At 47.3% G+C, this 2,225-nt stretch carries 1 protein-coding gene; it reads right to left on the bottom strand.

Going from position 1 to position 2,225, the window contains the following annotated elements; all coding sequences use genetic code 11:
• Nucleotides 1-199 precede the first annotated feature (199 nt).
• On the bottom strand, nt 200-1,795 hold the full coding sequence (locus DCCM_RS08485; protein WP_104371993.1) for a methyl-accepting chemotaxis protein: 1,596 nt from the start codon (nt 1,793-1,795) through the stop codon (nt 200-202).
• Nucleotides 1,796-2,225: the final 430 nt, after the last annotated feature.

Here is a 2,225-nt window from a genome sequence, read left to right as displayed (position 1 = left end):
GCTTGAGGCCTTGCCACGCCTTGCATCTGGAGCTTTTTGAACGGCCTCGGGCGGTAGTTTAGCAACATGTTTATTGTTTTTTCAATGTGTTTTTCAACACTCTCCTAGATATCCGGAAATAGAATGAGCCACTAAAAAGCGCCGTGCTTTCCCCGGCGCTTTTTAGTCAATTTCCTTCTAATTCAGTATTAAATAGCCGCTAAATTAATTTAAACCGCTTGGATAGCACATCCAATTCCTCCGCCAAAGCAGCCAGGCTCTGCGTGGTGGAAGCAACCTCCTCCATAGTGGCCGTCTGCTCTTCAGCCGCTCCGGCCACATTTTGCACCCCTGAATTCATCTGCTCGGTTGCAGCCGCCACTGACTGTATTTCTCCCGTAAGGCCCTGGACAGCGGCAATGATCTTTTCTATGGTTAACCCCACTTCTTTTACCACCTGCGCCCCGGTTTCCACCTGGGCTTCACTTTGCTCCATGCTTTCAACGGCCTTTTGTGATTCCCGCTGGATAGAGGTTATGAGAGTATGAATCTCCTTGGCCGCTCCGGCGGACTGTTCGGCCAATTTTCTTACTTCTTCAGCCACCACCGCGAACCCCCGGCCGTGTTCACCAGCCCGGGCCGACTCAATGGCCGCATTCAGAGCCAGTAAATTTGTCTGGTCCGCAATGCTGGTAATCAGCTCCACAATTTGCGTGATTTTGCCGGCAGACTCGCTTAGACCGCTTACTACTTTCCCGCTGGCAGATGCCGCCTCCTGTATGGCGTTAATTTGCATAACGACGCTCTTAAGACCCTCGCTGCCTTCATTGGCATGGGCGGCGGCCTGGGTGGAGGCTTCGGCTATGCGCTGCGCGTTAACAGCAACCTGTTCCACTGTGGACGCGACTTCAGCAATGGTGCTGGATGTCTCGTTAACCGCCGATGATACGTTTTCAGCACTGGCAGATAATTCAGTGGCGGATGAGGCAACAATCTGCGATTTTTCCTGTAACTGCCTGGTAATATCCTGGAGATTCATAAGCATTTCATTGAAGGACCCCGCTAAATTGCCCACCTCATCTTTTGATTTTACCGCTATCTCTTTCCCTGTAAGGTCACCGGCGGCAATTTTGGCCGCCTCGACATCAACCAGCCGGATTGGATTTGCAAGCATGCGGGCAATAAAAAAGGCAATAACAAAGCCGAGCATTATTATAACCAGCGCTATAATTGTTGCTAATGTAATGGTTCTTGCCGCATCGGCCGAATTTTGTTCGCTGCCCTGGTCCAACTGTTTTAATTGACGGTCTGACAGGGCGTCAGCCGCGTCGTTTAAGTCGCTGATAACTCCCTTATTTACTTTAAAATAGTCCATCAATTGCTTTTCCGCTGCTTCGCGGCCGTCCTCTGAAGCTGACTCCCGGGCTTCGACCAGAGCAATTATTTGCTCGGAATACTTCTTGAAAGCATCGACCTTTATTTGAACATCTCCATATGACCGTTTTCCCTCATCGGTTGTCAGCAATGGGTTGATTCTTTTAAATTGTTCATCTCCACTGGTTAGGGCCTCTTTAAACTTTGTGGCATTATCCGTATTTCCATCTATTATGTACGACCTCAGGTAGGCTCCCGCCCTGGCATAATCACCATTGGAAGCTTCCGCCAGGGCATAGCCATATGCTTTTTTTGTAATAAGTGTGCTGTATTGTGCATCTATATCTTTCATTCCTGAAATAAGATACAAACAAGTACCCAGCATCATTAATAAAACAACTCCAAAGCCAAGCAGGATTTTACCCATAATGTTTATTTTCACAATACCACTCCTTTTTTAAGAAAATGTAATTTCTTGGCTGCGCACAAAATTTGGACACTTTCTACTCCATGCCGGTCCGGTAAAACCCGGCGTGAACTTCATAAACATACCCTCTATTTGAAGCCTGGTCCCGCATGTGACGTTACGGGGCAGATACCACCTCCTTTACACATCCGGCGCTTAACCGCCATCGCTGTCTTCACCCGGACTGAAACGCTCCCTGCCTTCATCCGCCCCCCCTTTGACGTCCGGACAACCGCCCCATAATTGACGGCCATTTTAGCCCGCCGGGAGCTTTTATCTTATAAGGAAATTTTTTGTTTATTTTTCAAAATTAGAATGGGCTCATTTAGATTTTTTAACAGGAATAAAAATTATTTTTAATCCTTTAAATTTTTGCTTGTTTGCATAATGGTTATTATGCAAACTT

Origin of the sequence: Desulfocucumis palustris (genome assembly GCF_002933875.1) — a bacterium.
Lineage (GTDB): Bacteria > Bacillota > Desulfotomaculia > Desulfotomaculales > Desulfocucumaceae > Desulfocucumis > Desulfocucumis palustris.
The sequence above is the reverse complement of the archived record's forward strand: the minus strand, read 5'-3'. Positions and strand labels throughout refer to the sequence as shown.